Here is a 26,236-nt window from a genome sequence, read left to right as displayed (position 1 = left end):
TATCATTTAGATCATAATAAGCAGTGTTAAGAGTGTCAATCCCTAATTGAGGATTATTCTCAAAAACAAACATTACATAGTAAGTAACTAGGAGAATTAGATCATGATCTGCAAAAAGGCATCTTCAAAATGGATTGTGTTAGTATGTCTGATTTTCATTTTACTGGCGGCTGTCTGCGCAAGCGTCGTTTTCGGCTATACAGGTACGTCATGGGGACAGGTTTATCAGGCGTTTACTTCCTTCAACGGAACAAATGAGCATGTCATCATCAAGGATGTCAGGCTTCCGCGCGCTTTGGTTGCGACAGTCGTCGGCGCCTCGCTTGCAGCCGCGGGGGCTCTCATGCAGGCGCTCACAAAAAATCCGCTTGCGTCACCGGGCATTTTCGGGATTAATGCCGGTGCCGGGTTTTTTATTGTTGCCGGATCGTTTTTTCTGCATATTCAGTCACCCCAGGCGCTGGTATGGAGCTCGTTTCTAGGGGCAACATTTACCGCCGCGATCGTCTATGCCGCAGGATCGTTTGGAAGGGAAGGGCTGACGCCAATCAAACTGACGCTGGCGGGGGCTGCCATGGCGGCCATGTTTTCTTCTCTCACCCAAGGCTTGCTTTCTGTCAATGAACTCGAGCTTGCTCAGGTGCTATTTTGGCTGACCGGCTCTGTGCAGGGCAGGAGTCTGGATCTGCTGATGACAATGCTCCCGTATGCAGCTGCAGCGCTTGTGATCTGCTTCTTTCTTGGCCAAAAGATTAATCTCCTCGTCATGGGAGAAGATGTGGCAAAAGGACTCGGCCAAAAAACGGGCCTGCTGAAATGTGTGATGGCAGTTTGTGTTGTTTTGCTTGCCGGATCTGCTGTTGCCATTGCCGGGCCTATTTCCTTTATTGGCATCATTATTCCGCATTTTGCCCGATTTATCGTCGGCAATGATTATCGCTGGGTTCTGCCGTTTTCCTCGGTTTTGGGTGCGATTTTGCTTGTTGCGGCGGATATCGGTGCGCGATACATCATTATGCCCCAGGAAGTTCCTGTCGGGGTCATGACCGCCATAATCGGTATGCCTGTGTTTGTGTACATCGCTAGAAGGGGGGCAAAACTATGAAACTTCGTTTTGGCGTTACCGCGGCTGAAAAAAAAGCATGGATCGTCTTTTTTGTGTTACTGGGATTAACTGCAGCTGTATTGATCATAAGCGCTGGTCTCGGGCAAAGGTTTATTCCTCCCTGGGATGTGGCAAAAACATTTTTTGGTGCAGGTTCGAAGCTGAACGAACTGATGATTATGTCATTCCGCATGCCAAGAATTTTGACCGCATTATGCGCCGGCGTCTGTTTGGCGGCGGCAGGAGCATTATTGCAGGGGCTCGTCAGAAACCCTCTCGCATCTCCGGATATTATCGGAATAACGGGAGGAGCGGCGGTAGCAGTTGTGCTTTTGATGATGTTCTTCTCAGATCGCAGCAGTACACTTACGATCAGTCTGTCATGGCTTCCGGCGGTTGCTTTTATCGGCGCCTCAGCAGTCGGACTCGTCGTCTATTTATTGGCATACAAAAATGGTGCCTCTACATTTCGGCTGGTGCTCATCGGGATCGGATTTTCCATGTCGGCACAAGCGATGACCACCCTCCTGATGATCAAAGGCCCGATTTACCGGGCATCCCAAGCTAATGTGTATATTACTGGGTCAGTTTATGGGTCAAACTGGCAGCATGTAAAAATAGCTATTATTTTATCTGTCATTCTCTTATTGATTTGTATGATTGCGCTAAAAAATATGAATATACAGATGCTGGGCGAAGATATTGCGGCGGGTGCGGGAAGCGCCGTGCAGCGAAATCGTTTTTTCTTGCTTCTTTTGAGTACGGCTCTTACGGGATGTGCGGTTTCGGTGGCCGGCACAATCGGTTTTGTCGGGCTGATGGCGCCCCATATTGCAAGGCGGCTCGTTGGCTCGTCTTATGGTGCGCTGCTCCCGGTGTCTTCACTCATCGGGGCTTTGCTGATCTTAACAGCAGACATCGCCGGCAGAACCTTATTTGCTCCGGTGGAAGTGCCAGCCGGCGTTTTTACTGCAGCTATCGGCGCCCCGTATTTTATTTATTTGCTCTATAAAACGAGAAATTCTTGATCGTCAGCACTCCCATTTTCTTAAAAAGAAAATGGGTTTTTCTGATAATTACTGAAAATTCACAATCATTTTTGCTATACTGACAGAGACATTGATAAAGAAAGGGCGGCAGACAAGTGAAAGAAATAAAGGTATTAAAATATGAAGCATTTACAAGCAGTCCCGGCAAAGGAAACCCTGCAGGCGTCGTATTGCAGGGGGGCAATTACACTGACGAAGAGATGCAGACCATAGCTGAGCGTGCCGGATATTCAGAAACCTCCTTTATCCGCAAAAGCGAGTCGGCTGATCTTGAACTCCGTTACTTTACCCCTGGACACGAAATGAATTTGTGCGGTCATGCAACAGTCGCTTCTCTGTACGCATTATGTGAAAAAGGAATGCTGGAGAGCGGAAAAACGTACAGCATCCAAACGAAAGCCGGTATCCTGCCTGTGAAGATTGCTGAAAAAGGCGGCCGCATTCATATCACGCTTGAACAGGCTTCTCCGCAATTCAAACCATTTACTGGCGATCGGGAAAAACTTGCCGGCGCATTGGGAATCACCGAAGCGGATTTTCATGAAGACCTCCCGATTGTGTTTGGCAGCACCGGCATTTGGACAGCTATCGTTCCGCTACGATCATTAGAAGCTTGCAAAAAAATGGTTCCGGATAACAAGCAATTTCCGGAAGTGTTAGTTGATCTGCCAAAGGCTTCAGTTCACCCGTTTACCTTTGAAACCGTTCATTCCGACAGCGACCTGCACGGACGCCACTTTTCATCCCCTTATTCGGGAACGGTAGAAGACCCCGTGACCGGAACAGCATCCGGCGTAATGGGGGCATATATGAAACAGTACGGCAATGCTGAGCAGCGTGAATTTATCATTGAACAAGGGCAGGAAATCGGGAAAGACGGAAAAGTGGAGATCGAAATGAACGAAGTCGGCGGCCATGTGAAAGTGAACATGACAGGAACAGCCGTTTACTCAGAAACCCGTATTCTTAAAATCTAATACGGATGATGGTTTACAAAAAGATGCACTTTCCGTTATCATTATGAAATGATAATCATTTTCAATTACTTAGGAAGGTGAGACGGTATGCCTCAAACCCAACAGATACATCAGCATTCAGCACTGCGGGACATCATACGCAGCAGAAGATCAATTCGAAAATTTAAACAGGAGCCAGTTCCTTCAGCAGTCATTCTTGACATGCTTGAAACGGCAAAATTTGCGCCAAACCATAGAGTGACAGAGCCGTGGAGATTTATTTACGTTTCCAGTGAGACAGGAAAAGCAAACCTGATCAACACATTTGCAGCGTTCTCTAAGAAATCCAAGCCGGATATGACAGAGGAAAAGCTTCAAAGCTTCAAAAACACACTTGGACGCGTCCCGGGCTTTTTGCTTGTCGTGTTTCAGGAAGATGAAAACGAAAGAGCGCGCGACGATGATTTTGCGGCAACCAGCTCATTGATCCAAAACCTTCAGCTTCTTGCCTGGGAAAAAGGAATCGGCATGGTTTGGAAAAGCGGAAAAATCCTTTACGACAAAGAAGTTCATCAAGCCTTTGGTTTACAGGATAATGAACGATTCGCCGCCATCATACAAACGGGCTATCCTGACGAAGCGCCGAAAGTGAAAGAACGCACGCCGATCCGTGAACGCTTCACCGAAATGTAAAAAACCCCCTGTCTCAAACGGAGACAAGGGGTTTTTCATTAACGGGTTTTCTTTTTCGCTCTGTTGTCGGCTGCTTTCGCACGCTCTTGCGCTTCGCGGTCATTCGCATCAGCAAGCTCGCTTGAATATTCTTCGTAAACGCCGTCAGTTTCCCTTTTTAATGCATCGGGAACTTGAGGAAGTTTTTGTTTGTTTTTATCACGGTTTTTGTGGATATGATTTCTGCCCATATCAAATTCCCCCTAAAAAGTGATATCAAACAAACATAGTATCTGGCTTTAAGGGGCTATGTATTCCTACTTCCGCTTAGCAGCTTTTTCCGCTTTTTTAAATTCGCCTGAATAAAGAACTTCCTGCATTTTTTTCAGGTTGGCTCCTTGCTGATGCTTCTCCCTCTTCTTTTCCATAAAAAGGACCTCCTTCAACCATGTTATTCTTAAGGTTGACGCTTCCTTCTGTTTTTATACAGCCAATCGGTTCGTTAGCAGCTGTGAGAGTGCAAATTCAAGATCCGAATAGATAAAACGAAACCCAGAGGTCATCGCTTTTTTTGGGAGAGCGCGCTGTCCTTTGACAATCAGAAGACTCATTTCACCCAATGCTTTTGATAAAAAGAATTCTGGAACAGGGAGCCAGTGCGGACGGTGCTTGACCCGTGCAATCGCTTTTCCGAATGGCTTCATTTCCACAGGGTTGGGGGCGGTGACATTGATTGGACCTGAGATGCGGGCGTTTTCCATCGCGTATCGGATCATCTGGGCCGCATCCTCTACGTGAATCCACGACAGCCACTGTCTGCCCGTTCCGATTGTGCCGCCGGCCAGAAGCTTATAGGGAAGAACCATAAGCGGGAGAGCGCCTTTTTCTCCAAGCATTACGCCAAATCTTGCATAAACCGTCCGGATGCCCATCGCCTCAATGTTCTGTCCTTCCTTTTCCCACAGGTGCGCAGTATGACTGAGAAAATCCTCATCTGACGTTGCAGAATCCTCTGTAAAGGTTTTCTCTAGGCTTGTGCCGTAAATACCCACGGCACTGGCTTGGATCAGTGTCTGCGGCTTCTCCTTCTGTTTATGAATAAGCCGCTGCACTTCACGCGTCGCATTGATACGGCTGGAGAGAATGTGCTGCTTCGTTTTCTCTGTCCAGCGGCCAAAAATCGATTGTCCCGCAAGATTTATCCAGACATCTATCTGAGGAAGCTCCTGCTCCGGCGCGGCTCCATCTGTTAGCCATTGGACATATGTCATATTTTTTTGTTCAGTTTCCCTTGCGTTTCTTGATAAAATATAAACATGGTGTCCTTGGCGGGTAAGAACGCCTGTCAGATGCTGGCCGAGAAAGCCGGATCCGCCCGTTATTGCGATATTCATGAACATCTCTCCTCATCGTTCTGGTAAATATACTTTACCTCATTTTCATAAAAGAAAACGCGTTTCAGGCCTGAGAAGGGAGATAAAGATGCCGTTTATTACAAAAATATCAACGCAAAAAAAGAATACGGAACGCTTCAATATTTTTCTCGATGATAAATACGCCTTCAGCGTGGACGCGGATGTGCTCGTGAAATTTGAGCTCAAAAAGGGAAAAGAGCTTGATGACCTTGACATCATTGAGATTCAATACGGCGATGAAGTAAAGAAAGGCTTCAACCGTGCGCTTGAATTTTTATCCTACCGAATGAGGTCAACAAAAGAGGTCAAGGATCACCTAAAGAAAAAAGAAACCCCGGCGCCCGTCATTGCAGAAGTCATCCATAAGCTCAACGACTATAAGTACTTAAACGACCAGGAATTTGCCGCAGCCTACGTCAGCACCCACAAAAAAACGAACGGAAAAGGCCCTGACGTTTTGTTTAGAGAGCTGAGAGCGAAGGGAATTGACGACGATACAATTAAGGACGCGCTAAGTTCCTTTTCCTTTGAAGATCAGATAAGAGAAGCGGTCAAGCACGTTGAAAAGCTTCTCAAAAAAGATAAAAAGCTTTCGACGAAAGAACTTAAACAGCGCGCCCAGTTGCAGCTTCAGCGCAAGGGCTACTCATTTGATGTCATCAGCGCGGCGCTTGAGCAGATTGAATATGAAAATGATGAAGACACAGAGAAAGAGGCGCTTCGCCTTCACGCTGAAAAGGCGTTTAGAAAATACCGCTATGACGGCTCATATGAAAGCGCCATGAAAGTGAAACAATTTTTATTCCGCAAAGGATTCTCACTCGATTTAATCGAGCAATTTCTGCAGGAAGAGGAGTAGCTAAAAATGGAAAAACGATACAGTCAAATGACAACGCACGAACTCAATACCGAAATCGCATCACTTTCTGAAAAAGCAAGAAAAGCGGAACAGCATGGAATCATAAACGAACTGGCAGTGCTCGAACGGAAAATTACGATGGCAAAAGCATATTTACTGAACCCGGAAGATTACTCACCGGGAGAAACATATCGTGTGGAAGACACTGAGGACGAGTTTACCATCAGTTATTTAAATGGCGTTTTCGCATGGGGATACAGGACCTCTTCCCCTCAGCAAGAGGAAGCGCTGCCAATTTCAGTATTGAAAGAAAAAGAATAAAGCGTAACAGGAGGCTGATTATCAGCCTCTTTTTTTGTGCAGCACATTTACACGAAATCTTAAAGAAAAAATCATTGAATTCACTCCAAAAATCTTTTAAGATGAAACTCGTTGTTTTTTAAAACTAAAGGAGGCGATGACGTTGAGTATCAAAAACCCATCTGTAAAATTCATTATATTTGTTCTTATGATTTGTACATTTTCAATCGGCTATACAGAATACGCGGTGATGGGTATTTTGACGTCGATTGCCAATGACTTTCATATACAGGTTTCATCTGCGGGTCTTCTCGTCACGGCTTATGCGGCAAGCGTTTGTTTGACAGGACCGATCGTCACCATCATTTCCGTCAAGCTTCCGAGAAAGCCTGTGCTTCTTGGGCTGATGGCGGTTTTTATCCTTTCCAACCTGATGAGTGCGCTCGCGCCTAATTTTGCAGTATTGGCCATATCAAGAATTTTATCTGCGTCCATTCACGGCGCTTTCTTCGCGATTGCCATGGTATTTGCCAGTGAAATGGTTCCGCCTGAAAAGCGTGCCGCTGCCGCTGCATCAATGAATGGCGGGCTGACAGTGGCTCTGATGCTTGGGGTGCCATTCGGCTCTTATCTCGGAGATGTCCTGAATTGGAGAGCTGTATTTTCTATCATTACCGCCCTAGGTGTCATCGGATTCTTAGGCCTTATGGCTGCCGTGCCGAACAGAAAACCAAAAGTGATCCCGATGCTTATGAATGAATGGGGAGTATTTAAACACAAACAAGTGCTGTATTCCTTCGCGATTACGATTTTAGGCTATTCTGGCGTCTTTATCGCCTACACCTTTATCGAGCCGATCTTGAGGCATTCAGCCGGATTCAGCACGGTTGGCATTACAGGCGCCCTCTTTGCGTATGGCTTGGGGGGCGTTGCAGGGAATTTCTTTGCTGGAAAAGTGCCGCTGCCTTTGCTGACTCGGACGATGATCGGCGTAATGATCGGTTTAATCGGTGTTCTGGCTGTATTTCCTTACATCGCCATTTACCCGGCTGCAGCCATTGTGGCAACGTTCCTATTCGGGGCATGCGCATTCGGCACGCCGCCTCTTCTGCAAACAAAGGTCATTTCCTCATCTGAGGGCGGCACAACCATTGCCGCAGCTGTCAGCGTATCAGCCTTTAACCTTGCCAATGCCCTTGGTGCATGGATCGGCGGAATGATTTTAAACGGAACAGGCTCTTATTCCTGGCTGTTTGCAGGAGGTGCGCTTATGACCGCATGCGGACTTGTGCTTTCTACCTTCTCACACTTATCAGAAAAGAAGAGCGTCTACGAATATCAAGTCAATAAAGGGTAAAAACAGCTGCAGCGCATGCAGCTGTTTTCTTTACCGTTTGCCGGAGGCTCTCATTCTTTCTTGAGGATGCTGATTGATTGATCCGTCAGCACGTTTCGAAGCATAATCGTCCTTTGCTCTCGGTTCGCCCTGAAATTTGTTTTCGTTTTCGTAAGGAAATCCTTTTTCTTTATTCCGGACCATGTCATTTCCCCCTAGGTTCGAGATCAAAAAGTTGCGTCTTTGCAGATGAAGACGTAAGGTTAGTATATGGAGAACAACACGTTTTAAAGCGTCATTTTTTTCCTGAAGAAAGGAGACTGCACATATGAATACGTACATTGAGAAACTGACAAATCTGCTTCTGGAAAAGAACGATATGATCAGCTATATACAGGCAAAGACATGGGTGGAATTGTTATGGAGCGATTTCGAAGCCACCTATGCGAAAGCGGGACACGCCTATCAGGGTGAAAAAATGACCGAAAAAATCGTTTCGCAATGGATTGAAAACTATGGCAGCCAGCTTCACCTTTTCCAAAGCTCCCGTCATGATGTAAATGATTACTTAAACCAAAGCAGAGGCCTTTTGCATTAAAAAACCTGCCGTTAGCATCCGGCAGGTTTTTTGTTTTCTTAAAATGAACTTAACAGAGAGAGAAAAATAAACAAAACGGGTTTCACCCGCCGGTCAATCAGGGAATACCACTTATATCTTGTCAAATGCGAGGAGGAGCTTTATATGAAAAAGAAACAAGTGATGCTCGCTTTCACAGCTGCCGCAGGACTGGGTTTGACAGCACTTCATTCCGCTCCCGCAGCAAAAGCTGCGCCCCTTCACGACATATCTGTCAGCATGCCATCATCCGATTCTTACATCATAAAAGCAGGAAAGCTGAATGTCCGGACAGAGCCAAATCATAAAGGTGAAATTCTTGGCACTGTATCATCAGAACAAAAAGTCACAGTTAATGGATTCGCAAATGCCGATTGGGCTCAAATTCAATTCAAAGGAAAAAAAGCATATATTTCAACACACTTCTTAATGAAAACCGCAAGCCAAGTGAAAACAGTAAAACAGACAGCCTTCTATGCACCGACACCCGAAAACGGAAAAGCCAAACAACTCTCATCCGGAACGGAGGTGACAATACTCGGATGGGGATTCAGTGACAACGGCGGTTTTGACTTTAACTGGGCATTTGTTGATTACGGCGGTGTCCAAGGCTATATTCACACAAAGGATTTACAAATACGATAAAAAGGCAGGCAGAGGCTTGTCTTTTTGCCTGTGGATGAAACATTTCTTCTTTCTGCACGTAACAATGAGAAAGGAGATGATGATATGGCTGGTTTGGTCGGCGGAGGGCTCATGATCATTGCGGGTATACTGATCAAACTGTTTCCTCCTAAATCAATCAACAGTATGTACGGGTACAGAACGAGACTCTCAATGACAGATCATATATTATGGAATGAAGCGAACCGTTACAGTGCATCATTGATGATCCTTTCAGGGTTGGTGATTGCGGGAACGGGTTTGCTGCTGAGATCAAACTGGATCGTTTTTCAGCTGATCCTGCTGCTTGCCGCCTGTGTCATCACGTTTATGCTAACGGAGAAAAGGCTAAAAAACATGACGCAAAGTCAAGGAGGAGATATATGTGGACGGAGTTAAATGCCAATTTGTCAAAACAAACGGAATCACGCTCCATGTTGCAGCCGCAGGGCCGGAGGATGGCCCGTTAATCGTCCTGCTTCACGGGTTTCCTGAGTTTTGGTACGGCTGGAAAAATCAAATCAAACCGCTTGCCGACGCTGGTTACCGGGTCATTGCTCCTGATCAGCGAGGCTACAATCTCAGTGACAAACCGGACGGTATTGAGGCATATCGGATTGATACATTAAGAGATGATATCATTGGCATTATTACGCAATTCACAGAGCGAAAAGCGATTGTCATCGGTCATGACTGGGGAGGTGCTGTCGCATGGCATTTGGCTTCCACACGACCGGAATATCTAGAAAAACTGATTGCCATCAACATCCCGCACCCGCACATCATGAAATCCGTAACACCGGTTTATCCGCCGCAATGGCTGAAAAGCTCGTATATCGCTTACTTCCAGCTGCCCGATATACCGGAGGCATCGCTAAAGGAAAATGATTATGAAACATTAGATAAAGCGATTGGATTATCGGACCGTCCAGAGCTTTTTTCTTCTGAGGATGTCAGCAGGTACAAAGAAGCGTGGCGACAGCCGGGCGCACTGACTGCTATGCTGAACTGGTACAGAGCCCTCAGAAAGGGAAGCCTTGCAGAGAAAACCCCTTACGAAACAGTACCTTACCGGATGATCTGGGGAATGGAAGACCGCTTTTTAAGCAGAAAGCTGGCGAAAGAAACGGAAAGGCATTGCCCGAATGGACATCTCATTTTTGTAGATGAAGCCTCCCATTGGATTAACCACGAAAAACCAGCCATCGTCAATCAGCTGATTATGGACTATCTTACAAAGTAATGAGTCGGGATTCTTTCGATCCGTCTGCCATAATGGCAGACTTTTTCTGTGCGTTTTTTTCATAGTCTGTTTTAAACATGACAAAATAACAATAAAAATCATGAATGTCACCTGAAAAATGTAACAAAAAACAGGTTTAAACGACTTTAAAAAAAGGAATAGCCTTACTGAAGATTTGTGCAAAAACTCCCCTAAGGCAATGCTTAAAAAGAATAATAAAAAGAAGGTGCCTTAATGAAGCAAGGATTAATCTCAATTATTATCCCGTCTTACAATGAAGGGTATAATGTCAAGCTCATTCATGAATCTTTGAAAAAGGAATTTAAGAGCATTCATTATGATTATGAAATTTTCTTCATAAACGACGGAAGTGTTGATGACACGCTTCAGCAGATCAAAGACTTGGCCGCCGTATGCAGCCGGGTAAAATACATATCTTTTTCTCGAAACTTCGGAAAAGAAGCCGCGATTCTGGCAGGCTTTGAGCATGCCCAAGGCGAGGCGGTTATTGTAATGGACGCCGATCTGCAGCATCCGACCTATTTGCTGAAGGATTTTATTAAAGGCTATGAAGAAGGCTATGATCAAGTCATTGCCCAAAGGAACAGAAAAGGGGACAGCCCTGTCCGCTCACTCTTGTCCTCTCTGTATTACAAGTTCATCAATAAAGCGGTGGAGGTTGATTTGCGTGACGGTGTCGGGGACTTTCGGCTGTTGAGCCGCCAAGCCGTGAACGCCCTTTTGAAGCTGAGCGAAGGCAACCGCTTCTCAAAAGGTTTGTTTTGCTGGATCGGCTTCGATCAGAAAATTGTGTTTTATGAAAATGTCGAACGAAAAAACGGCACATCCAAATGGTCGTTCAGCAGCCTGTTTAACTACGGGATGGACGGCGTTGTATCATTTAATCATAAACCGCTGAGAATTTGCTTTTATACCGGCATTTTCATTTTGCTGCTTTCCATCATTTATATCATTACTACATTTGTTAAAATTTTGACAAACGGCATTTCTGTGCCAGGATATTTCACTATCATCTCAGCTGTGTTATTTCTCGGCGGAGTACAGCTGTTAAGCCTCGGAATCATAGGGGAATATATTGGCCGAATCTATTATGAAACAAAAAAACGCCCGCATTATTTGATTAAAGAAGCGAATATCCCGAACAAAGACATGCCTGAAACGAACGAATTGAAAAGCGTGCGGCGTCTGACAAAAATGCACTGAAATCACCAATACCATTGGCAGTGCTTTTTTTGCGTGTCTACTACCATCTCAAAAGCAAGACTGGAGAATGTATATGAAAAGAAAATATGTCATGATCTATGCGGCCAGTCTGCTGGTCTCCATTCTGGCACACGCTTTTTTTGTGAAAGAATGGGCGGACGGCAGATATATGACAGGTCCGGGTGACGGGCTTGCGCAAATGATCGTATTTAAACAATTATTATTTGACCAATATTCACACGGGAATTTTTTCTACAATTACTCATTCGGACTTGGCGGCGGCACATTCAGTCAGCTTGGCTATTATTTTTCTGCTTCCTTTCTTTTTCTTGCGGTCTCTGCCGCCGTCTGGCTTCTTCAAGCCGTACAGCTGATTGGAGAAGCGGATACGCTTTTTTGGGCAGAGTCAGCTGTTTTTATCAGCATTTTCAAACTGAGCGTGATCATCTTTACGGCCGCTTCAGTTTTTCACTACCTTCTCAAACATAGAGCAGCGTCGTTTACGGGGGCCGTGTTATACGGTGTGTCGATCATTTATTTCCGCCACGAAGCGTATTGGGAATTCTTTACCGATACTATGATTTGGCTTCCTCTGCTTGTGCTCGGAGCAGAAAAAATCATGAGAGAGCGGCGTCCGGCATGGTTTATCGTTGCGTGCTCGCTGACGTTAATCAACAATTTTTACTTTGCATACATAAACCTCATTTTCATCGGAATCTACGTGCTGTTCAGGTGGCTGATCAGACTGGAGGAACATGAAGAGAAAAGATGGATTCAATGCAGAATGTTTTTGGTTTCGGGCATCGTTTCCTTTGGCATCAGTGCGGCTGCGTTTGTGCCGGTGGTATACGGTTATTTAAACAACCTGCGCCCTCCGTACAGCCAAAAAATAGAGTGGTTCAATTTCGATGATAATATCTTATTTTCGAGCCGGATCATCATTTTGCCGGCTGCCTTTCTGCTGTTTTTGTTTATTGTGACGTTTTACAAAAACCGCGTGTTTCGACTCTTTGCCGGATTGAGCCTGCTGTTTATTCTGTTTCATTTCAGCCCGTATGCAGCAAGTGTGTTTAACGGCTTTTCCGCCCCGCAAAACAGGTTTGAATATGTTCTGGCCTTTACGATCGCCGGTGCGGCAGCGGCGGGCCTGTCACAGCTTGCCAAGCTCAAGCACAAAGAACTGCTCCCGGCCGCCGCTCTTGTTCTGCTTCTTTACTTGTATCATATCCAACGGTATGAGCTGGATCTATGGAAGCCTGCGAATGAAAGCATTCTATTGCTTTTATTCCTGACAATCGCTGCCTTGTTTGCTGCGGCTTTTGCGAAGAAATGGGCAACGGTGGCTGTGTACGGTGTGATCATTCTATCCTCTCTCTTTGTCGCCAACACCTATCAAAAGCACGCACTCTCTGAAGGTGGCGGCCTGGACAGTGTGACAAGGGCATATCTCACAGGTGAGGAATACAGAGGACAAGAATCAGCTGAACTTATCAGGCGTTTACAGAGGGAAGACGATGATCCGCTCATGAGAATCGACTGGATGAACGGGGTTCGCAATAATACGCCAATCATTTACGGATTCAATGGTTTCAGTGCCTATTCCAGCATTTTAAACAAAGATTTGCTGAGCTTCTATTGGAATGAGTTGAGCATCGATATGGGGAGGGAAAGCGTCAGCCGTTATGCGTCATTGGGAGACAGGGCGAATTTGTACAGCCTGCTTTACGGCAAATACTATATGACGGAAAAAACAAACGAAGCCAGCGTCCCGTACGGCTTCAAAAAGTATTTGGAATCGGAGCATTATGTCGTTTATGAAAATCAATACATGCTTCCTTTCGTCAAATCAGCCGATGCCATATACAGCGAAAGCGAGCTGGACAAAATGCCCGCACTTTCGAAAGAACAGGCAATGCTGAAAGGGATTGTAATAGCAGATCCATCGGGAAAAACGGAGCAGGCACCAAAACTGACCAATCTTCTTCCTGAATCTGACATCACCGCAAAACATGCCCAGTATCAAAATGGACTGTTTATCGTAACTGGAGAAAGCGGAGGAGAACTAATGATCACTCCGAAACAGGCGTCATCCGCTCCGGGAGACTACTATGTCAGCTTTTATTTGAAAAGCAAAGCAAAAGACAAAGGATTTACGTTAAAGGTAAATGATTATGTCACGACGAGGAAATCAAACCAATCGATTTATAAAACCGGAGTAAATGATATCACGATCAGAGTGCCTAAATCAGGCGCTATCTCAATCAAACTTCCGAAAGGAACGTATGAGCTGAGAAACATAGCGCTTTATGAAGAAAACTATCAAACGCTGAATAGCGCAGTACTGCAAAATAAGACAGAGAAAGCAGACGACCTGAAATGGGATAAAAATAAGCTGACGTTTGCATATCGCCTTCCGAAAAATGAGTACATCATGCTACCGATCCCCTATGAAAAAGGCTGGGAGCTGAAGGTCAACGGGAAACCGCAGACGATCGAAAAAGCAGATTATGCTTTTATAGGCTTCAAAGCGCAAAAGGGAGACAATCACATTGAACTGACCTACTATCCGCCATACTTCAAAATATCGGCGCTCATATCTTTCGTCAGTCTGCTGCTTGCTGTTTTATATATAAGACGAAAAAAAGCCCGGCTCTAAATAGAGCCGAGCTTTAGTTTTTTCTGAAGCTTTTCTTCGCTGAATATCCATCCCGTATAAGAAGATCGAATTTTGAGGTCATGGCCGATATGAACGATAGCCACAAACGGATAATGGCCTTTGCTCCGATAACGAAGGTCAATAAACCTCACCTCATAATGATCTTTAAACGTATCCACTTCCCACCGGTAAACCGGAGAAAACGACAGAAACGCCGCGATGTTATCATCCTGTTTTGCCGCTTGCATCACTTCGGTTTCAGGAACTGGCACGCGGTTAAACGTATCCAGAATCACCACATGTCCTTCCATGCTTCTTCCTACATAAAAAGCATGGGCTGTCGTCACGGCGATCCGCCATTGTCTGAATTTCATCGTTGGGGAAATAATAATGCTTTCGATCTCATCATGAATCATCTCATGTAGCTTCCGTTTAATTCTCAGCTGCATGATCAGGCGCACCAAATAATAGCCTGCCAATATGATATATAAGCTGAGAAATGTGATGCCGGGACTGCCGCCTGCATACCAAACCGCAATCGCCGCCAGATGGCTGATAAAAATAAACGGATCAAACGTATTAATCAGGCCGAGCGCAACCCATTTTTTCGAAAACGGACGTATCGCTTGCGTTCCGTACGCGTTGAAAATATCAACAAAGACATGCAGCACGACTGCCAGCAGTGTCCACAGCCACAGGTGCAGAAAATCGGCCTGCGGATAAAATATATACAGAATGGCCGGGATGATGACAGACCAAAATAAAACGGCGGGAATTGAATGGGTAAATCCTCTATGATTTCTTATATAAACCGCATTATTTTTAAGCTTTAACACAGTATCAATATCCGGAGCCTGAGAGCCCGCAAGCGTTGCGATCATAACAGCGTGAGCCATTGCCGGATCTGATCCGACTACAGGATCAAGCGTTGCAATACCGCCCAGTGCGATGCCCATGACGACATGTGTGCCTGTATCCATAGGTGACCTCCTTGCAGGATTGTCCTGCACATTCACTTTTGTAAGATATTCCCCATTTTCATATACCCAATTTTTAAATCGATTCAATCGTTCTCATATGTTTCCGCTTTTTCTTTACTTCTATTTAATGTAACATATTATCGTACTGTGCCCTTAGTGTACAACAAAAAACAGTCGAAAGAAAAGCGGGGCGCGAAAGACTGGGGAGAAACACATATGAACGTACTTGAAGACAAATTAAAACAAAAAGACATACAGCAATTTCGCGATGATTTAATCTCATGGTTCGAACGGGAGCAGCGCATGCTGCCGTGGAGAGAGGACCAAGATCCATATAAAGTGTGGGTATCTGAAGTGATGCTGCAGCAAACGAGAGTAGAGACGGTGATTCCATACTTTCTGCGGTTTGTGGAACAGTTCCCAACAGTGGAAGCGCTCGCTGATGCTGATGAAGAAAAAGTGCTGAAAGCATGGGAGGGGCTCGGCTATTATTCCCGAGTCAGAAATCTGCAAAGTGCGGTAAAAGAAGTGAAACACGAGTACGGCGGCATTGTTCCATCAGAAGAGAAAGCGTTTGGCGGCTTAAAAGGCGTCGGCCCTTATACAAAGGGAGCTGTGCTCAGCATCGCCTATAATAAACCGATTCCTGCGGTTGACGGAAATGTGATGCGTGTCATGTCCAGGATTCTTTCCATTTGGGACGATATTGCCAAGCCAAAAACAAGAACGATCTTTGAAGAAGCAGTCCGTGCATTCATCTCCAAAGAAAAACCATCTGAATTCAATCAAGGCCTGATGGAGCTTGGAGCCTTGATCTGCACGCCGAAATCGCCTTCATGCCTATTATGTCCAGTTCAGCGGCATTGCTCGGCATTTGATGAAGGCACTGAACGGGAACTTCCGGTAAAAAGCAAAAAGAAAAAGCCCGGAATCAAAACAATGGCCGCAATCGTGCTGACTGATGAAGACGGACAAGTGTATATACACAAACGGCCGTCAAAAGGTTTGCTTGCCAACCTGTGGGAATTCCCTAATCTTGAAACGCAAAAAGGGATTAAGACCGAGCGCGAACAGCTCGCTGCATTTTTAGAAAACGAATGCGGGATACAAGCTGATATTAGTGATCTGCAAGGTGTAGTAGAGCACGTTTTCACCCACCTGGTATGGAATATTTCTGTGTTTTTCGGTAAAGTAAAACAAGTGTCGGATACCGTTGAGCTGAAAAAAGTAACGAAAGAAGAGCTCGAACAATTTGCGTTCCCGGTGTCACATCAAAAAATCTGGAAGATGGCAGTGGAAGCAGCCGCATACTCGGCTGCTCCGTAAGAACGTCTTAATCGTAAGTGACGCGCGTGCCGTGGCTGTAGTCCGCTTCATTGCGCTTCATGCCGCCGCGCGCTTCAATTTCTTGCGTTAATTCCCGGTATTTTGATTGGCCTTCTTCGTTCAAATAAGGCATAATTTGCTGAAAGGCATGATGAAAATAGGCGAGTTCACTGTTTTTCCACTCTTTTTTGGAAACCATGTTTAATTCGCTCATATCACGTCCGACATACATAACAGAAGACCCCCTTATAAGTTCTTGCCATTATTGTTTGTGGAAATAAAAGAACTATACGCTACAAGGAGATGAGGAAAAATGGAACAAAATAAATGCGCACTCGTAACAGGAAGCAGCCGAGGTGTCGGAAAAGCAGCTGCGATCAGACTTGCTGAGAACGGCTATAACATCGTCATTAACTATGCACGCAGCAAAAAAGCAGCTTTGGAAACAGCGGAAGAAATCGAAAAGCTTGGCGTCAAAGTGCTTGTCGTAAAAGCAAACGTAGGACAGCCGGCAAAAATCAAAGAAATGTTTCAGCAAATTGATGAAACGTTCGGCAGACTTGATGTTTTTGTCAATAATGCCGCTTCAGGCGTTCTGAGACCTGTCATGGAATTAGAAGAAACACATTGGGACTGGACGATGAACATTAACGCGAAAGCATTGCTTTTCTGCGCTCAGGAAGCAGCCAAGCTAATGGAAAAGAACGGAGGCGGGCATATCGTCAGCATCAGTTCTTTAGGCTCTATCCGCTACCTTGAAAACTACACGACGGTTGGTGTATCAAAAGCGGCGTTAGAAGCATTAACCCGTTATCTTGCAGTGGAACTTTCACCAAAACAAATTATCGTCAATGCCGTTTCAGGCGGAGCGATTGACACAGATGCACTGAAACACTTCCCGAACAGAGAGGATCTGCTTGAGGATGCGCGTCAAAACACGCCGGCGGGACGCATGGTCGAAATTAAAGATATGGTTGATACAGTTGAATTTCTAGTGTCTTCCAAGGCTGACATGATTCGCGGACAGACAATTATCGTTGACGGCGGACGCTCACTGCTCGTTTAAAAATTTTTAAAAAAGAGGAATAGCCATACGGTCACCTGCACATTCTAATGACCGTGGAGGTGATAACAATGGCTAACTCAAACAATTTCAGCAAAACAAACGCACAACAAGTTAGAAAACAAAATCAACAATCAGCTGCTGGTCAAGGTCAATTCGGCACTGAATTTGCTAGCGAAACAAACGTTCAGCAAGTCAGAAAACAAAACCAGCAATCAGCTGCTGGCCAACAAGGTCAATTCGGCACTGAATTCGCTAGTGAAACGAACGTTCAGCAGGTAAGACAGCAAAACCAATCTGCTGAACAAAACAAACAACAAAACAGCTAATCACTGAAACAGAAAAAAGCACTTCATCTTCGGGTGGAAGTGCTTTTTTTCTGTTTGAAAACGACAAAACTTGTGAAAGGTCTACAGAATGAGTCAAAGGGTTTGCTGAATTGGAATCGAAATGAATAAAGGAGGAAACGTTTATACTTTCACCGGGCTAAGGAGGAACCGATGACGGAATTTGAAAAGCTGGTAAGCGAACAAATGAAAACGATGGATAAGCTTCTCGATCTCCAATCAGAGCTCGACCGCTGCAAACAAATTGAAGCAGAACTCCGGCATTTGGAAAGGGATGCAAGGCTGCACGATATTCGGGTTGAAATTGCGGTAAAACGGAAACACCTTGCCGATATTCAAGATATGTTTCAAAAGCAGACAGAGCAGGTGATTCGTTCTTATCGCAGCTCAGAAAAGCCGTCTTCCTTTGTGTAGAGCAGGAATGTGCCATTCCCCGGCCGGAATGGCTCTTTTATTTTCATTTTTCAATTTGTAACGTTATAATAGGTAAAAGACGTTGTCGGTAAGCAAATTTGGACATACTAACTGTAGGGCTTTATAGAAAGTAGGGGAGAAATATGGGCTATCCCAAGGAAGGAGAAACCGTTCAAATTCACAGCTATAAGCATAACGGGCTGATTCATAGAATTTGGAATGAGACAACAATCTTAAAAAGTACAGAAATGTGTGTCATCGGAGCCAATGACCGGACGATGGTAACCGAATCAGACGGCCGGACATGGATAACGAGAGAGCCCGCAATCTGTTATTTTCACGCAAGACAATGGTTTAATGTCATCGGGATGCTGAGGGAAGACGGGGTTCATTACTATTGCAACATCAGTTCTCCATTTGCCTATGATGGCGAAGCAATTAAATATATTGATTATGACTTGGATGTTAAGGTTTTCCCTGATATGACCTACAATATTCTCGATGAAGACGAATATGACGATCATCGGAAAGCCATGAATTACCCAAAAGAAATCGACAGTATTTTAAGAGACTACTTAAACACGCTGCTCCACTGGATTCACCAGCGGCAGGGGCCGTTTGCGCCCGAGTTTGTCGATATGTGGTATGAACGGTATTTGCGCTATACAAAATAATAGTTACGTAAAAACCTGTTGCGGGGTACAACAGGTTTTTCACATGGGCTCACACACATCATGGTAAAGAGAGAGGGGGAATCAACGTGGGGGTCATGAAACGCTACATGCAATTCGTCAAACCTTATAAGAAGCAAATTTTTATTACAGTATTAATCGGGATCGTAAAATTCTCCATTCCGCTTGCTCTCCCATTGCTTCTGAAGTACGTAGTTGATGACATTATTCAAGGAGGCGGCACGGCCAGTGACAAAACCACGTCATTGTTCACCATTATGGCGATCATGTTCGCCTTATTTTTAATTTTGCGCCCGCCTGTTGAATATTATCGTCAATATTTTGCCCAGTGGACAGCCAGCAAGGTGCTTTATGATATAAGGGCCAAGCTGTTTGACCATATACAGAAGCTGAGCCTTCGGTTTTATGCGAATACGAGAACAGGGGAAGTTATTTCCCGAGTGATCAATGATGTAGAACAAACAAAGGATTTTGTCATCACGGGACTGATGAATATATGGCTTGATATGCTGACGATTTTGATTGTGATCTCTATCATGCTGACACTGGATATTAAATTAACACTGATCTCTATCGTTTTATTTCCATTATACGGCATATCGGTGAAGTATTTTTACGGCCGTTTAAGAAAGCTGACAAGAGAGCGCTCGCAGGCGCTCGCTCAAGTGCAGGGTCATTTGCACGAGCGCATTCAAGGCATGCCTGTTATCAGAAGCTTTGCGATAGAAGATCATGAACAGGCTCATTTTAATGAGAAAAACAGCCATTTCTTAGATAAAGCCATCCGCCACACGAATTGGAATGCCAAAACCTTTGCGGTCGTCAATACCATAACAGATTTGGCGCCGCTCATCGTGATTGCATGCGCCGGTTATTTTGTCATTAATGGACCGCTGACAGTCGGAACAATGGTCGCGTTTGTCGGATATATTGACAGAATGTACAACCCTGTTAGAAGGCTGATTAATTCGTCTACAACATTGACACAGTCAATTGCATCAATGGACAGGGTGTTTGAATTTATTGACGAGCCGTATGAACTCACTGACAAACCAAATGCCATTAAGGCAGATCAGATCCGCGGAGAAGTTGAATTTCAAAACGTTTCATTTCAATATGAGAAGGAAAAAGAAAACATTCTCCATGATGTCTCTTTAAAAGTGAATAGAGGAGAAACTGTAGCTCTCGTCGGCATGAGCGGAGGGGGCAAATCAACACTCGTCAGCCTGATCCCGAGATTTTATGATGTGACAAACGGCAGACTGCTGATTGACGGGACAGATATTCGCGATTATGAAGCGAGAAGCCTTCGCAACCAGGTTGGCATGGTGCTTCAGGATACCTTTTTATTCAGTGAGACGATTCGGGAAAATATCGCAATCGGCAAACCTGATGCCACTCTTGAAGAGATTATGGAAGCTGCCAAAGCTGCCAATGCCCATGAATTTATTATGAGTTTTCCTGAAGGGTATGAGACCCGGGTGGGAGAAAGAGGCGTTAAGCTGTCAGGCGGGCAAAAGCAGCGAATCTCAATTGCGAGGGTATTTCTGAAAAATCCGCCGCTCCTCATTTTAGATGAAGCGACATCAGCTCTTGATTTGGAAAGCGAGCATTACATTCAAGAAGCGATGGACAAACTGGCGAAGGACAGAACAACTTTTGTTGTCGCCCACCGCTTATCGACCATCACACATGCGGATAAGATTGTTGTCATGGAAAACGGCACAATCATCGAAATCGGAACCCATGATGAGCTCATGGACTATGACAGCCAGTACAAGCACTTATTTACCATTCAAAATTTGAACTGAACTTGAATCTTATATCCTTTCAACAAGGGTATAAGATTTTTTTGTATATAAAAAAACCCGGCTCTGTAACCGGGTTACTCTTCTGTTTCTATTTCGCAGTCTTTCGGATGATACGTTTGAAAACTTGTGATAAGTGTTTCTAAATGTTCAAGCTGCTCGCGGTATTCTACTGCACTTGCCATAATATTGAGCATGTTGTAATCAATAAGCTCATCATCCGTGTTCTGCTGGTTTTTTAAAAATGATTTTGTTAAAAGCTGCTTATATCGAATGCCTTCTTCAACTGCGTCATCATGCGGCTTGATTTTGCCGACAAATCGCATCAAAATCCGTTCATGCCAGTGAAGCAGGTAATCAAGTTCTTCAGTCAGTGTTTCCTGAAACTCTTCCGGCATATGATAGATGTCGTTTTCCAGACGATGCAGCTTCTTAAGTGTATCAAGCGCTCGGTTTGCAGTAATGATTGCCTGTCTGAACAGGACAAGCTTTCGTGATTTTACATAAGTCGTTTTCTTAAAGTAACTTCTTTCTTCTTTATATAGAAGATAAGTCTGATCAAGTTTGATCATTTTTTCTTTCAGTTTTTCAATATCCTCTTTCAAAATCGAATGCTCTGTTGACTGCCGCATGCTTAGCCTGATCCACTTCATAATTTCTTCTGTGTTTTCGACTGTATTATGAATCAGCTTTGTTTCGTACTTAGGAGGCAAAAACACAAGGTTAACGATAAAGGAAGAAAGCACCCCTAAGATGACTGTGCTTGTTCTGATCAGCGCGAACATTAAAAAGTCGTCGCCGGCAGATTCTAATATCGCAATGACTGTTACAAGAGCAATTGAAATGGTATGTTCAATTTTAAGTTTCAGCATGATTGTAATGACAATAACTGCTGTCAACCCGATCATAATCGGGCTGGGTCCAAAAATAAGGCCGAACACTGTGGCAATCACAGCTCCGATGATATTTGCCTGAACCTGATCAATAATAATGAGAAAAGAGCGGTAAATCGACGGCTGGATCGCAAATATCGCTGCAATCCCAGCGAAAATCGGCGCGGGAAGCCCAATCCACGAAGCCAAATAAAGGGCAAGTGTAATCGCAATCCCTGTTTTGAAAATGCGGGCACCAAGTTTCATTAGTTTGTGCGTGCATTCCTTTCTATAATAAATTGTGTGACATAGCAAATGGCTAATCCTTAAAATTCCCGGTCAGTTTATTTGCTAAACAATTAAGTAATATACAGGGATCGATACAAATATTCAAGCTATTTTTCAAGAAAATGACCAAAATCTTACACGATGTTAGAAGCAATAAAAAAACAGGAGCTCAATGCTCCTGTCAAAGGTGTCTGATTCTAGTTTTTAAGATGTTTAAAAGCATCCTCAACCGCTGCAAGCGTGTCTTTTATATCCTGCTCTGTATGTGCTGTTGTAATAAACCAGGCCTCATATTTAGAAGGTGCTAAATTAATTCCGCGTTCCAGCATCAGCTTGAAAAACGTAGCGAATGTTTCTCCGTCACTCCGTTCAGCCTGCTCATAATTTTCAACTTTCTCATCAGAGAAATAAACCGTAAGTGCACCCTTTAACCGGTTAACCGTAATTGTGATGCCGTGTGTTTCCGCGTGCTGTAAAATGCCCTCCTCCAGCATTGCGCCTAGATGATCAAGCTTTTCATACACGCCTTCCTCTTTGAGTACTTCCAGACAAGCGATGCCTGATAGGATGGAAGCTGGATTCCCGGCCATTGTTCCAGCCTGATAAGCCGGTCCAAGCGGAGCTACCTGCTCCATGATTTCTTTTTTACCGCCATAGGCGCCGATCGGAAGTCCGCCGCCGATAATTTTTCCGAGAGCAGTTAAATCCGGTTTCACCTGTAAGAGATCCTGCGCGCCGCCATACATAAAACGGAAAGCCGTAATAACTTCATCGTAAATAACGAGAGCGCCTGCGTTGTGCGTCAATTCATTTACTTTTTCTAAGAAACCTTCTATCGGCTCAACGATACCGAAGTTGCCGACAATCGGTTCAACGAGAACTGCCGCGATTTCACTGCCCCATTTATCAAGGGCCGCTTTGTAGCTTTCGATATCATTAAATGGAACTGTGATCACTTCGTTTGCGATGCTTTTCGGTACACCGGCTGAGTCTGGTGTGCCGAGAGTTGACGGGCCGGAACCTGCAGCGACAAGAACAAGATCTGAATGTCCGTGATAACAGCCTGCAAATTTAATGATTTTGGTCCGGCCTGTATATGCGCGAGCCACACGGATAGTCGTCATAACAGCTTCTGTTCCCGAATTGACGAATCTTACTTTGTCCATAGCAGGAATGGCTTCTTTGAGCATCTTAGCAAATGTAACCTCATGTTTCGTTGGGGTACCGTACAATACACCATTCTCTGCTGCTTTTTTAATCGCTTCTGTAATATGCGGGTGGGCATGTCCTGTAATAATTGGACCGTACGCCGCTAAATAATCAATGTATTTGTTGCCGTCCACATCCCAAAAATAAGCGCCCTTTGCTTTTTCCATTGCGACGGGAGAACCGCCGCCGACTGCTTTATATGATCTAGACGGGCTGTTTACACCGCCGACAATGTGCTCTAATGCCTCATTGTGAAGTTCAATTGATTTTGTATGCAAGAATAAAAACCTCCTATATCTCCATGCGTCCCTTCTATTGTAGCATGCTTCTGAACAAGAACAATGGATTCAAACTTAGAATGAAGGGGATAGTTGTAATCTGGACAAGAATTGGATACGCTTAATAAAAACACATCCGGAGGTAACGTAATGACTATTGAAATCGGACAAAAAGCGCCAGATATTGAGTTGAAAGGCGATCATGGGGAAACAGTAACATTATCGGATTATAAAGGTAAGTATATCGTGCTTTACTTTTACCCAAAGGACATGACACCGGGATGCACAACTGAAGCATGCGATTTTCGGGACAGCCACGAAAGCTTCGCTGAACTGGATGCCGTTATTATCGGCGTCAGCCCGGACAGCCAGGAAAAGCACGGGAAATTCAAGGAGAAGCATAACCTTCCATTTCTGCTTCTTGTTGATGATGAACATAAGCTGGCAGAGGCGTTTGACGTATGGAAGCTGAAGAAAAACTTCGGAAAAGAATATATGGGAATTGAGCGCTCCACTTTTTTGATTGACAAAGAAGGCCGGCTCGTAAAAGAATGGAGAAAGGTAAAAGTGAAAGACCATGTCGCTGAAGCCCTACAGACACTCAAAGATATGTCGGAAAAGTAAATTCGTCTGTCATCCTCTTACGGAGTGCTTACTTTTGCCCTAATACCAATTGACAAATTATCGTAAAAAGAGTTACACTAATTATAAACATTACAATGTAAGAATTTTTTTTAGAAGAGAGGTGCATGACGGATGGCTGCACATGAACTAAAAGAAGCCTTAGAAACGTTGAAGGAAACCGGAGTTCGCATTACTCCTCAACGTCATGCGATTCTGGAATATCTCGTTAACTCTATGGCTCATCCAACAGCGGACGATATATATAAAGCTCTGGAAGGGAAATTTCCTAACATGAGCGTAGCGACGGTATATAACAATTTGCGTGTGTTTCGGGAATCCGGTTTGGTGAAAGAGCTCACATACGGCGATGCTTCCAGCAGATTTGATTTTGTCACATCCGATCACTATCACGCGATTTGTGAAAGCTGCGGCAAAATTGTGGACTTCCACTACCCGGGCCTTGACGAAGTTGAACAGCTCGCTGCCCATGTTACGGGTTTTAAAGTAAGCCACCACCGTTTAGAAATTTACGGCGTCTGCCAAGAGTGTTCGAAAAAAGAAAACCATTAAAAATAAGCTGACCGCACGAAACGGTCAGCTTATTTTATTTGGAGATTTTCTTTTTATTATATGACTCATCAAATTCTTTTCCTTCTAAGTCTTTATCTAAAGTCAAAGGCTCCCTGCAATGCATGCACATATCTACTCTTCCTAAAACCTTTGTCTCTTTTTCGCAGCCCGGACATATGACGCGGACCGCTTTGGTCGAAAGCATTCCAATCCAAAAGTAAACAACCGTGCTGAGTCCGATGGATAAAAGCCCAAGTATCATAAACAAACTGGAAAGCAAAACCGACTCTTTGAAAAAGATCCCGATGTACATAATGATAAACCCAACGAAAACCAAACTTAACGCAAATGTTCTGATTTTATTAATTTTGCTGGAGTATTTCGCCATGTCCATCCCCCTCTGATTTAACTATAGCACAAAGCCGATGGGATTTTCTTCATGTTTTCGGTTGAACTGGAATTTACATATGGAGACTTACTGTGAAATTGTTTATAATAGTTCAATGTGTTTAGAAAAAAGGAATTTCGTTTTAACCATAGAATTGAATCAAATAGAGAATAAAAAAATTTTGAACAATTGCATTGGAGGAATAGTGATGGATAATCTTCTCCGTCCAATTTACCAAGAAAGAGCAAGTCATCCCAATACACTGGCTGTCATAATGATTGAGAGAAGAAACAAAACATCTTCCTTAACAGATAACTTTGATGCCGCTTTGCTGGTGATTGTAAAGGAGGCTGACGAGCCTGTTTTTATAAAGCATTATGAATTTGACCAAAAAACAGCTTCTTTGCATGTGGTAACAGATTCTCAGATTCAAGAATGGATTTTGCTCGGGACAAATAGAAGAATCATAGATTGGATTGTAAACGGAAAAGTCATGTTTGATCGCAATGAATACATTGCTGAGCTGATTGACAGGCTGAATACATTTCCGTTTGCTGAACGCAAACTGAAGATCGGACTCGAATACGGAAAATTAATCAGAAGATATGTTGAAGGAAAAGCTTTTTTTGAAGCCAATCAATTTTTAGATGCCTACAACGCAGTTGTTCATGCGCTGCATCATTTAGCGCGTATTGAAGTAATCGACAGAGGATTCCATCCGGAAACTACGGTATGGAGCCAAGTGCGCCAGATGGAGCCACAAGTGTACAAATTATATTCCGAGCTCATCGAAAGTCACGAGAGCTTGGGAAAAAGACTCGAATTATTATTCTTAGCAAATGATTTTCTTATTCATTCCAAAGCCGAGATCGGTTCGGCACATCTTTTCGAAGTTATGAAAGAAAAAGACATTTGGCAATTCGGTGAGCTTCTTCAGCATCCTGACCTAGAGCACTTTACCCAAGACCTTGGCGTTATGCTTGATTACCTGACGGAAAAGGGACTTATCAACGTCAGTCAGATGGAAACGAAAGGACAGGCTGTCTATCACCGAGGATATTCTTTTAAAAAAGATGTTGACTCTGATTCTTGACCGTGTTATATTATTAAACGTCGCTGATGCGCTTACGAAAAAATGAGCTCACAGCGGCGGAGAAATAAATCAAAAAAACATTTGACAAAAGAAAGTCGAAATGTTATATTAATAAAGTCGCTTCGACAAGAAGTGAAAATGATCTTTGAAAACTAAACAAGACAAAACGTACCTGTTAATTCATTTTTTA

At 44.1% G+C, this 26,236-nt stretch carries 31 protein-coding genes; 22 read left to right on the top strand and 9 right to left on the bottom strand.

Annotated elements, in window-relative coordinates:
- Window positions 1–103: 103 nt before the first annotated feature.
- The 4 genes from MOB98_RS15760 (at window position 104) to MOB98_RS15745 (ending at window position 3,803) form a co-directional block, all read left to right on the top strand.
- Window positions 104–1,105 carry an iron ABC transporter permease gene (locus MOB98_RS15760; protein ID WP_268357842.1) on the top strand — a complete coding sequence of 334 codons (1,002 nt, stop codon included), beginning with the start codon at window positions 104–106 and terminating at the stop codon, window positions 1,103–1,105.
- Window positions 1,102–2,133: a FecCD family ABC transporter permease gene (locus MOB98_RS15755; RefSeq protein ID WP_268357841.1), complete on the top strand. Its 1,032-nt coding sequence runs from the start codon at window positions 1,102–1,104 to the stop codon at window positions 2,131–2,133. The genes MOB98_RS15760 and MOB98_RS15755 overlap by 4 nt, the downstream gene beginning before the upstream one ends.
- A gap of 116 nt (window positions 2,134–2,249) precedes the next feature.
- The gene (locus MOB98_RS15750) at window positions 2,250–3,131 is read left to right on the top strand and encodes a PhzF family phenazine biosynthesis isomerase (RefSeq protein WP_268357840.1); all 882 of its coding nucleotides are present in this window, start codon (window positions 2,250–2,252) and stop codon (window positions 3,129–3,131) included.
- An 87-nt stretch (window positions 3,132–3,218) separates the two neighbouring features.
- A complete protein-coding gene (locus tag MOB98_RS15745; protein ID WP_268357838.1) occupies window positions 3,219–3,803 on the top strand; it encodes a nitroreductase family protein in 585 nt (194 codons plus the stop codon).
- Between the two features lie 38 nt (window positions 3,804–3,841).
- On the opposite strand, the gene MOB98_RS15740 is transcribed toward MOB98_RS15745, so the two are convergent.
- The 3 genes from MOB98_RS15740 to MOB98_RS15730 all read right to left on the bottom strand — a co-directional run bounded on the left by MOB98_RS15740 (window position 3,842) and on the right by MOB98_RS15730 (window position 5,176).
- A complete protein-coding gene (locus tag MOB98_RS15740; protein WP_087992610.1) occupies window positions 3,842–4,033 on the bottom strand; it encodes a YfhD family protein in 192 nt (63 codons plus the stop codon).
- Between the two features lie 66 nt (window positions 4,034–4,099).
- Window positions 4,100–4,210, bottom strand: a complete 111-nt coding sequence (locus MOB98_RS15735) for a YfhE family protein (RefSeq protein ID WP_003223230.1) — start codon at window positions 4,208–4,210, stop codon at window positions 4,100–4,102.
- 54 nt (window positions 4,211–4,264) lie between these two features.
- The gene (locus tag MOB98_RS15730; protein ID WP_268357837.1) at window positions 4,265–5,176 is read right to left on the bottom strand and encodes a TIGR01777 family oxidoreductase; all 912 of its coding nucleotides are present in this window, start codon (window positions 5,174–5,176) and stop codon (window positions 4,265–4,267) included.
- A gap of 88 nt (window positions 5,177–5,264) precedes the next feature.
- Here MOB98_RS15730 and recX point away from each other — a divergent pair, with 88 nt between their 5' ends.
- From recX to MOB98_RS15715, 3 genes are all read left to right on the top strand, one after another.
- Window positions 5,265–6,056 carry a recombination regulator RecX gene (gene recX / locus MOB98_RS15725; protein WP_268357835.1) on the top strand — a complete coding sequence of 264 codons (792 nt, stop codon included), beginning with the start codon at window positions 5,265–5,267 and terminating at the stop codon, window positions 6,054–6,056.
- A 6-nt stretch (window positions 6,057–6,062) separates the two neighbouring features.
- Complete coding sequence (locus MOB98_RS15720; protein ID WP_268357833.1) at window positions 6,063–6,377, top strand: YfhH family protein; 315 nt, start codon at window positions 6,063–6,065, stop codon at window positions 6,375–6,377.
- Window positions 6,378–6,519: 142 nt separating this feature from the next.
- Complete coding sequence (locus MOB98_RS15715) at window positions 6,520–7,713, top strand: MFS transporter (protein WP_268367258.1); 1,194 nt, start codon at window positions 6,520–6,522, stop codon at window positions 7,711–7,713.
- Between the two features lie 30 nt (window positions 7,714–7,743).
- Here the strand turns inward: MOB98_RS15715 and MOB98_RS15710 are convergent, their stop codons facing one another.
- Entirely contained in the window at window positions 7,744–7,896 is a 153-nt protein-coding gene (locus MOB98_RS15710; protein ID WP_003223241.1) for a small, acid-soluble spore protein K, read from the bottom strand.
- A gap of 124 nt (window positions 7,897–8,020) precedes the next feature.
- On the opposite strand from MOB98_RS15710, the gene MOB98_RS15705 reads away from it, so the two are divergent.
- From MOB98_RS15705 to MOB98_RS15680, 6 genes are all read left to right on the top strand, one after another.
- Window positions 8,021–8,290, top strand: coding sequence for a YfhJ family protein (locus MOB98_RS15705; protein ID WP_268357830.1), 270 nt, complete (start codon window positions 8,021–8,023; stop codon window positions 8,288–8,290).
- Between the two features lie 144 nt (window positions 8,291–8,434).
- A complete protein-coding gene (locus MOB98_RS15700) occupies window positions 8,435–8,953 on the top strand; it encodes an SH3 domain-containing protein (RefSeq protein ID WP_268357829.1) in 519 nt (172 codons plus the stop codon).
- An 84-nt stretch (window positions 8,954–9,037) separates the two neighbouring features.
- Complete coding sequence (locus MOB98_RS15695; RefSeq protein ID WP_268357828.1) at window positions 9,038–9,370, top strand: SdpI family protein; 333 nt, start codon at window positions 9,038–9,040, stop codon at window positions 9,368–9,370.
- Window positions 9,357–10,214, top strand: coding sequence for an alpha/beta fold hydrolase (locus tag MOB98_RS15690; protein WP_268357827.1), 858 nt, complete (start codon window positions 9,357–9,359; stop codon window positions 10,212–10,214). Before MOB98_RS15695 ends, MOB98_RS15690 begins: the two co-directional genes overlap by 14 nt.
- 234 nt (window positions 10,215–10,448) lie before the next feature.
- Window positions 10,449–11,438, top strand: coding sequence for a glycosyltransferase family 2 protein (locus tag MOB98_RS15685; protein ID WP_268360262.1), 990 nt, complete (start codon window positions 10,449–10,451; stop codon window positions 11,436–11,438).
- A 73-nt stretch (window positions 11,439–11,511) separates the two neighbouring features.
- Window positions 11,512–14,094 (top strand): YfhO family protein, encoded by a 2,583-nt coding sequence (locus tag MOB98_RS15680; RefSeq protein WP_268360261.1) that lies wholly within the window; start codon window positions 11,512–11,514, stop codon window positions 14,092–14,094.
- On the opposite strand, the gene MOB98_RS15675 is transcribed toward MOB98_RS15680, so the two are convergent.
- A complete protein-coding gene (locus MOB98_RS15675) occupies window positions 14,091–15,074 on the bottom strand; it encodes a metal-dependent hydrolase (RefSeq protein ID WP_268360260.1) in 984 nt (327 codons plus the stop codon). The genes MOB98_RS15680 and MOB98_RS15675 overlap by 4 nt on opposite strands.
- A gap of 216 nt (window positions 15,075–15,290) precedes the next feature.
- Here MOB98_RS15675 and mutY point away from each other — a divergent pair, with 216 nt between their 5' ends.
- Window positions 15,291–16,400, top strand: coding sequence for an A/G-specific adenine glycosylase (mutY, locus tag MOB98_RS15670; RefSeq protein ID WP_268360259.1), 1,110 nt, complete (start codon window positions 15,291–15,293; stop codon window positions 16,398–16,400).
- Between the two features lie 7 nt (window positions 16,401–16,407).
- Here mutY and MOB98_RS15665 read toward each other — a convergent pair whose 3' ends face one another.
- Window positions 16,408–16,632, bottom strand: a complete 225-nt coding sequence (locus tag MOB98_RS15665; RefSeq protein ID WP_268360258.1) for a hypothetical protein — start codon at window positions 16,630–16,632, stop codon at window positions 16,408–16,410.
- 81 nt (window positions 16,633–16,713) lie between these two features.
- Between MOB98_RS15665 and fabL the strand changes: the two genes are divergently transcribed.
- The 5 genes from fabL (at window position 16,714) to MOB98_RS15640 (ending at window position 20,727) form a co-directional block, all read left to right on the top strand.
- Window positions 16,714–17,466, top strand: coding sequence for an enoyl-[acyl-carrier-protein] reductase FabL (gene fabL / locus MOB98_RS15660; RefSeq protein ID WP_003223262.1), 753 nt, complete (start codon window positions 16,714–16,716; stop codon window positions 17,464–17,466).
- Between the two features lie 68 nt (window positions 17,467–17,534).
- On the top strand, window positions 17,535–17,792 hold the full coding sequence (sspE, locus tag MOB98_RS15655; RefSeq protein WP_268367259.1) for a gamma type acid-soluble spore protein SspE: 258 nt from the start codon (window positions 17,535–17,537) through the stop codon (window positions 17,790–17,792).
- A gap of 171 nt (window positions 17,793–17,963) precedes the next feature.
- Window positions 17,964–18,224 (top strand): YgaB family protein, encoded by a 261-nt coding sequence (locus MOB98_RS15650; RefSeq protein ID WP_268360256.1) that lies wholly within the window; start codon window positions 17,964–17,966, stop codon window positions 18,222–18,224.
- Window positions 18,225–18,367: 143 nt separating this feature from the next.
- Window positions 18,368–18,898, top strand: coding sequence for a DUF402 domain-containing protein (locus tag MOB98_RS15645; RefSeq protein WP_268360255.1), 531 nt, complete (start codon window positions 18,368–18,370; stop codon window positions 18,896–18,898).
- Window positions 18,899–18,984: 86 nt separating this feature from the next.
- Entirely contained in the window at window positions 18,985–20,727 is a 1,743-nt protein-coding gene (locus MOB98_RS15640) for an ABC transporter ATP-binding protein (RefSeq protein ID WP_268360254.1), read from the top strand.
- 74 nt (window positions 20,728–20,801) lie between these two features.
- Here MOB98_RS15640 and MOB98_RS15635 read toward each other — a convergent pair whose 3' ends face one another.
- Together MOB98_RS15635 and MOB98_RS15630 are read right to left on the bottom strand one after the other, a co-directional pair.
- Window positions 20,802–21,863, bottom strand: coding sequence for an aromatic acid exporter family protein (locus MOB98_RS15635; RefSeq protein WP_268360253.1), 1,062 nt, complete (start codon window positions 21,861–21,863; stop codon window positions 20,802–20,804).
- Between the two features lie 218 nt (window positions 21,864–22,081).
- On the bottom strand, window positions 22,082–23,371 hold the full coding sequence (locus tag MOB98_RS15630; protein ID WP_268360252.1) for a glutamate-1-semialdehyde 2,1-aminomutase: 1,290 nt from the start codon (window positions 23,369–23,371) through the stop codon (window positions 22,082–22,084).
- Between the two features lie 150 nt (window positions 23,372–23,521).
- Between MOB98_RS15630 and bcp the strand changes: the two genes are divergently transcribed.
- Together bcp and perR are read left to right on the top strand one after the other, a co-directional pair.
- A complete protein-coding gene (gene bcp / locus MOB98_RS15625; protein WP_268360251.1) occupies window positions 23,522–23,995 on the top strand; it encodes a thioredoxin-dependent thiol peroxidase in 474 nt (157 codons plus the stop codon).
- A gap of 132 nt (window positions 23,996–24,127) precedes the next feature.
- The gene (gene perR / locus MOB98_RS15620; protein ID WP_010333472.1) at window positions 24,128–24,565 is read left to right on the top strand and encodes a peroxide-responsive transcriptional repressor PerR; all 438 of its coding nucleotides are present in this window, start codon (window positions 24,128–24,130) and stop codon (window positions 24,563–24,565) included.
- A gap of 34 nt (window positions 24,566–24,599) precedes the next feature.
- Here perR and MOB98_RS15615 read toward each other — a convergent pair whose 3' ends face one another.
- Window positions 24,600–24,953 carry a YgzB family protein gene (locus MOB98_RS15615; RefSeq protein ID WP_268360250.1) on the bottom strand — a complete coding sequence of 118 codons (354 nt, stop codon included), beginning with the start codon at window positions 24,951–24,953 and terminating at the stop codon, window positions 24,600–24,602.
- Between the two features lie 208 nt (window positions 24,954–25,161).
- Between MOB98_RS15615 and MOB98_RS15610 the strand changes: the two genes are divergently transcribed.
- Complete coding sequence (locus MOB98_RS15610; RefSeq protein WP_268360249.1) at window positions 25,162–26,046, top strand: nucleotidyltransferase-like protein; 885 nt, start codon at window positions 25,162–25,164, stop codon at window positions 26,044–26,046.
- Window positions 26,047–26,236: the final 190 nt, after the last annotated feature.

The organism is Bacillus sp. N13C7, from assembly GCF_026790065.1.
Taxonomy (GTDB): domain Bacteria; phylum Bacillota; class Bacilli; order Bacillales; family Bacillaceae; genus Bacillus.
This window is presented reverse-complemented; position numbering and strand designations above follow the sequence as displayed.